This is a genomic window from Picrophilus oshimae DSM 9789, from assembly GCF_900176435.1.
GTDB classification, from domain to species: Archaea; Thermoplasmatota; Thermoplasmata; order Thermoplasmatales; family Thermoplasmataceae; genus Picrophilus; species Picrophilus oshimae.
This window is the reverse complement of sequence record NZ_FWYE01000003.1, coordinates 203,124-209,367: the sequence shown is the minus strand read 5'-3', so window position 1 is coordinate 209,367 and position 6,244 is coordinate 203,124. Positions and strand designations below refer to the sequence as shown.

Annotated in this window: 7 protein-coding genes; 2 read left to right on the top strand and 5 right to left on the bottom strand. The window is 34.2% G+C overall.

Going from position 1 to position 6,244, the window contains the following annotated elements:
- The coding region (locus B8780_RS06515; protein ID WP_236719402.1) for an ABC transporter substrate-binding protein at positions 1–971 on the bottom strand (971 nt) is incomplete at its 3' end.
- 106 nt (positions 972–1,077) lie between these two features.
- Here B8780_RS06515 and B8780_RS06510 point away from each other — a divergent pair.
- A complete protein-coding gene (locus B8780_RS06510) occupies positions 1,078–2,049 on the top strand; it encodes an NAD(P)/FAD-dependent oxidoreductase (RefSeq protein WP_084273076.1) in 972 nt (323 codons plus the stop codon).
- On the opposite strand, the gene B8780_RS06505 is transcribed toward B8780_RS06510, so the two are convergent.
- The 3 genes from B8780_RS06505 to sdx form a co-directional block, all read right to left on the bottom strand.
- Positions 2,039–2,479, bottom strand: coding sequence for a MarR family winged helix-turn-helix transcriptional regulator (locus B8780_RS06505; protein ID WP_011177977.1), 441 nt, complete (start codon positions 2,477–2,479; stop codon positions 2,039–2,041). The two genes, B8780_RS06510 and B8780_RS06505, sit on opposite strands and share 11 nt — an antisense overlap.
- Before the next feature lie 82 nt (positions 2,480–2,561).
- Positions 2,562–4,436: an acetoacetate--CoA ligase gene (locus B8780_RS06500; protein ID WP_084273075.1), complete on the bottom strand. Its 1,875-nt coding sequence runs from the start codon at positions 4,434–4,436 to the stop codon at positions 2,562–2,564.
- 45 nt (positions 4,437–4,481) lie between these two features.
- On the bottom strand, positions 4,482–4,817 hold the full coding sequence (sdx, locus tag B8780_RS06495; RefSeq protein WP_084273074.1) for a sulredoxin: 336 nt from the start codon (positions 4,815–4,817) through the stop codon (positions 4,482–4,484).
- Positions 4,818–4,969: 152 nt separating this feature from the next.
- Here sdx and B8780_RS06490 point away from each other — a divergent pair, with 152 nt between their 5' ends.
- On the top strand, positions 4,970–5,284 hold the full coding sequence (locus tag B8780_RS06490) for a hypothetical protein (RefSeq protein ID WP_011177974.1): 315 nt from the start codon (positions 4,970–4,972) through the stop codon (positions 5,282–5,284).
- Here B8780_RS06490 and B8780_RS06485 read toward each other — a convergent pair.
- Positions 5,281–6,156 carry an EamA family transporter gene (locus B8780_RS06485; protein ID WP_084273073.1) on the bottom strand — a complete coding sequence of 292 codons (876 nt, stop codon included), beginning with the start codon at positions 6,154–6,156 and terminating at the stop codon, positions 5,281–5,283. The genes B8780_RS06490 and B8780_RS06485 overlap by 4 nt on opposite strands.
- Positions 6,157–6,244 lie beyond the last annotated feature (88 nt).

Genomic DNA, 6,244 nt, shown 5'->3' with positions numbered 1-6,244 from the left:
CGGTCTGTATGTGATAATCCGTATTTTATTACTATCTCCGGTATGTGTGCTGGCTGTGCTATTGCAGGTATCTGTGATGCATGGCCATTTACCCAGTAGTTTGGATTCTTTACAAGAACTATGGTGCTTAGACCGGATGATACACTCTTTATTGTGTATGGACCTGAGCCTATTGCACCATTATTATTTATATATGAGTTTTGAGTATTGTAAACAACACCCCCATGCTCATCAATGTATCCTGGATATAATATATCACCCCACCAGCCTGCTATATCCTGTAACAGGAATGGATATGGTTTCATTGTGTTTATTGTCACATTGTCATTTGAGTTTACAACAACTGCCTGGTCTTTATACTCCATGACCTTCATCTCTGTTGCATTGTAATTGAAGTTTGATAATATATTATCAAGATCAACTGCAGCCTGCTTGTACTGTTCTGTTAAATTGCCTGTTAATGAATAACCTGCATTTACCAGTGCTGCCCTTAATCCCCATGGTAATGATATACCTGTTATTCCCTCGTTTGTAGCATTGAATAATATTCCAGGGTAGTCTGCAACGTAGGGGCCCTGACCCATTACTATGCCGCGGTAGAATGAAAACCATACAGATGTTGCATTCAATGGTTCATTGTTACTGAATTTTGCAAAGCTCCATATATCAAATGTATAGTTCTGATCATTGTGATTATAAACATGCTGTGCAAGAACTGGAACGACCTGGGTTGCGCTTGAGCCATTGAATTCCAGTAATGTATTAAAAATTGCGGCAAATAATGGTCCGTTGGTTGTAAAAAAGCCGCTCGCAGGATCAAGGGAGCCAGGCGCCATGGTTTGGGCCGTGTCCGTAAATACATGTGCTGTCTCAACCTTCTTTGGATGGTACAGTAAAGCAAAAGAAAATCCTGCTACTATAATTATTATTACAACCACCACTGCTATTATAATCCTTGCTTTGCTATTCATTACCATGATAACAAATAGACATATATAATACTTTTAATTTTATATATCATTTTTAAGTTTTTAAATAAAATAAATTAATTAATATCTATTAAAAATATAACCTGTTATGGAAAGGATATTAATAGCGGGTGCAGGGCTTTCTGGATTATATGTAAAAAAATATGTAGGGAATTCCATAATTATAGATAAAAACAGTAAAATTGAGATCAAGCCAAATTTTATAGATTTTATGCTTGGTGACAATGTAGAAACATCAATTGAAAGGCATGTTGACATGCTTTTAAAAATTGATTCCATAGATTTTTCAAACAGATGCGTTATCTCTGGAAATAAAAAGATTGAATATGATAAAATCGTTGTTTCCCTTGGAAGCTCTTTTAATACGTCATTTATAAAGGGTGAAAATTTTCTTTACAAAATAAATTCAGAGAGAGATTTAAATAAACTTATAAAAGCCTCTAAAAAGGCAGAGAAAATAACAGTCATAGGTGCAGGTTATCTTGGTGTTGAACTTGCCGGTGCGTTTTCAGACAAGAATGTTACCTTAATAGATGCTGCGGATACCGTTCTGCCACATTTAAACAGGAAATTAATAGAAAGGGCTTTTATGGATCTTAATGAACTTAACATTGATGTTAGATTAAAAACAATGATTGATGAGGTTAATAAAGAATATTTAATTGCAAATGGAGAGAAGATAAAAAGCGATGTTACAGTCTTTGCCGGTGGCTTCTCCGGGAATAATATAATAAATGACAGTATAAAAAACAGGAATTCAAGAATAATAGTTAACAGGTATCTTAGATCAATAGAATACGATGATGTATATGCTTGCGGTGATTCCATGTTCTTTGATGCTTCCGTGCCAATGTCAGGAATAATTGCAAGGCAATCAGGGATAACCGTGGCAAAAAATCTTCTTGGCATTAAAACAGAGTTTAAACCGAACAACTTTGCAAATATCATTAGAATAAAAAATGATTACTTCGGAATGATAGGAAATGCCTTTGTTTCAGGAGGCGTTGCAAGATTCTTAAAAAAGGCATCAATGGCAATAACAAAAAATATTATTCGCTAAGTTTATTTACATTTTCCTGAACACGCTGCAGCAGCTTTATCATCTCGTTCATATCGTAATCTGTAAAGTCCTGAAGTGTCATATCTATGTAATTTAAATGAAGCTCCGCTATGTGTTTAAAGAACTCTATGCCCTTTTCAGTTATTGATATGTTTATAACCCTGCGATCATTCTGACTGCGATCCCTCTTAACGTAGCCATTTTTCTCCATTTTATCCACAACACCGGTAATCCACCCCTGGGTTACCATGTTAATGTTTGCAAGCTCAATCATGGGCAGAGGACCACGCTCGTAAAGGTTCTTTAGTATTCTGTATTCAACAGTTGATATTCCAAGATTTATTAAATTCTTTTCAGATGCCCTGTACCAGATCTTCCAGGTTTTTATGAATTCCTTCCATACCTCATAAGATTTTGGTGTTGTTATCATTTCTTTTATATATTATAATTTTCTATTTTAATATTTCCATCCTCTAAATTATTTTGATTTTAATTTTTTATAGATAAATAATTTATTTTAGTTTCATTGGTTTCATCTTCATTACCCTTTCGCGGAATTTTATAAAGAATTGCATGGATTCAGGATTAACCATTGAATCTTTATTATATGCATTTTTTATATCATATCCTGATAGTATCCTTTTTACAGGAACCTCCATCTTCTTGCCGCTGAGCGTCTCCGGTATGTCCGGGACCTGGATTACCTCATCAGGAACATAGCGCTTTCCAAGATCCTTTACTATTTCGTTTTTTATATTTTTTATTATATCATCGTTGATTCCTGTATCAAGCTTTACAAAAAGCGGCATGTAATAATCACCATTTTCAAGCTCTATGCCAACAATTAATGAGTCAATGACGTGATCTATTTTATTTAAAATTGAGTAGTAGTCACCTGTTCCTATCCTTATACCTTTCTTATTCAGCGTTGAATCAGATCTTCCATATATAATTACTGAACCGTCATCAAAGATTTTTACCCAGTCACCGTGCCTCCAGACGTTCTTAAAATATGAAAAATAGGCATCGATATATCTTTTATTTCCCGGATCATTTAAAAAATAGATTGGCATTGATGGCATTGGCTGTCTTATAACAAGCTCACCAACATCTCTTGTTTCAAGGCCATTTTCATCATATGATGAAACATCTGCACCAAGGGCTATACACTGCATTCTACCACGAATTACAGGTAATAGTGGATTTGCCGTGATAAATGCCGTGCAAATGTCTGTTCCACCACTTATTGGCGATAGCCATACATCATTGTTTTTATATATATAATCAAAAACCTCAGGCGGCATTGGACTACCGGTTGATCCTATATAATCACCATAAAATTTAAAATCATATCCTGATTTCATTAAACCTGAGAAGTATGGAGCCCCTGCACCAAAATGGGTGACTTTGTTTTTATTTATAGCCTTCCAGAAATCATCATTTCCCGGATAGTATGGATTTCCGTCGTATATTACCAATGTCGAGCCAAGAAGCAGGCCGCTTACCATAAAGTTCCACATCATCCAGCTTGTGTTTGTCAGCCACATAAACCTGCTGTTTTTTGAAATGTTTAAATGAAGGCCCAGGCTTTTTATATGCTCAAGAATGATGCCACCTTGGCTCTGCACCATGGCCTTTGGTATGCCCGTGGTTCCTGATGAGTATAGTATCCACAAAGGATCGTTAAAAAATGTGTTTGAATTGACATTTTTTGATGACCTTATATTATCAAATATAAATGAATCAATGTCACACTTATCAGTAACTATAACATTTTTTATTGATTTAACAGAAACGATAATTCTTTTTATTTCATTCGTTTTATCATAAAATACACCATTGTAGTAATAAAATGGTGATGCAATAAGAACCTTTGGATTTGACTGCTGGAATCTTGATATCACAGCACCAAGGCCAAAATCCTGCGATACACATGTCCATGTGCATCCTATAAGTGATGCTGCCAGGAAAGATATTATGGCATAATGATTGTTATTTATATAGCCTGCCACGACATCACCTTTTTTTAAGCCAATCTCGATGAGGAAGCCTGCAAGATTATAAACCATGACTGAGAGCTCATTCCATGATATTCTTTTTTCGTTTAATTTTTCATTTATATATATTATTGAATAACCATTTAAATTTTTATTTTTTAAAACAAGATCTGTATAATTTATCCTTGTTTCATTGAACCATGATGAATCTATAAAATTTTCACCTCTTTTGTATGATCCATTTAGCTCTATGCCATAAAAAGACGCAAGGGATTTCCAGAATCCATTTAGATCTTTTATTGAATTTTTAAATGCATCATGGTAATTGTTATTATTTATAAATTTCTCCATGTCTGAATTGTTTATATCAGGTTTAAATAATATACCCATAATTTATGATAAAATTTTTATTTATTAATATTTGTATCATTTTAATTAATAATCTATTTGCAGGAAGCCATCCTCTTCCTTTATATTATATGTCTTTAGACCCAGCTTTTCCATTGGTGAGTCCGGTGCTATGTATGGTGGCTTTACCATCTTTCCTGTTTCGAGTTCAAATTCGGCAAGATGGCATGGGCATCTTACATGCTTTTTATCATCGGTTACCTTTCCAAGTATGCACCTTAAATGTGTACATATACCATTCATTGCGTAAAGTTTTCCATCAACCCTGGCTATAAAAACAACAGTATCGTTGTCTATGCGCACAGAAAGACTGTTTCCTGCATTTTCAAGGGCCTTTGCACCCAGAATCTTCTTCCATGCCATGATAAATAATTAAAAACAAAAATTTATAGTTTGTTAAAAAATCATTGAATAATAAATATTATACAATCTTTTATATGGTTAAAAATATTAAAGGTCTTGTATCAATTTAAGTTAAATATTTATAAAAATATTCAATAATGAATCGATAAGAGATGATTATAAGCTTTGTCACCTTCAGGGATGGCAAGATGATTGAGCCCGAGCCCGGAATGGTTATGAATATGGATGACATAAAAAAGGCACTTGCATATGCATTTTTGTATGATTATAATGTAACGGTTTTCTCAAGCTCTGGAAACTACAGTAATGTTAAGATCCTGTCAATCAAAGTCAATGAAAAGGGGAATTTATTTTTCTCAGGGCTTGTTAATTCAGGCAGCTCAAAGAAGAGGCAGAACTTCTCATGGCGTGAGATATCAAGCGTGGTTATAGAGATAGAGAAGGCCATGGGCAACGTTTATTTTTAAACGATAAGAAGAGCGCCGGCTATGGATAGAATTATACCAAATAGCTGTTTTATTGATAATTTTTCCTTAAATATTAGTGAGCCTGTAATTGCAAGAGTGGCCGGTAATATTGCAACAAGTGCACCTGCTATAACAAGGAATCCAGAGGATATTGAAATTGAATAGAATACATTGCCAGTGCCATCCAGTATGCCTGCAACAACTGCAAGCCCAAAGGAGTATGATACTATGTTTCTATATTTTTTACTATAATGTACTAAATTGCCTTTTTTATCCCTTATTTTTTTATACATAAATATGGACTCAAATGCTATTAAAGTTATTACAAATCCTGAAATCCTTGCTATTAAAAGCGGTACATATGATGATCTTATCGAAAGTATTGCAAATGATAACGGCATATAATATATACCCCAGGAGATATTTGCTATTGCTGCAAGCAATAAATATTTATTTATCCTGAATTTGCCCTGGAGCGTCACAAGCAGGGACCCGGTTATTATTAATATAACGGCCGGCAGTATCAGTGATGATACCCTTTCCTTTAAAACAAAGAGGCTGAATGATATTATTATAACCTGCTGCATGTTTATTGTTACACCAGCACTTCCAAGATTTTCTGATTTTAACGATTTATAGAAGAGTATATAGCCAAGTCCGAGGAAGAATCCTGATGATATTCCTAAAAATAAAACGGTATCGCTTAATTTTGCCGGATCAAAAAGCAAAGACATTATCATCGGGATTATACCTGCACCTATAACAGTGACGGCTATAAGATCACTGTTCATCCTGCCGGATATGGACTTTATAAGACTGTTGGATGCGGTCCATATTAATAGCACAATGAATGGAAGCGCCAGCTCTATCATTTCAGCGCATATTTTTAATTTGAATATATAGATATCCAGAAAATGCAAGGTTTATCTTTAAAAAATAAAAATTTTTAACACAATATAT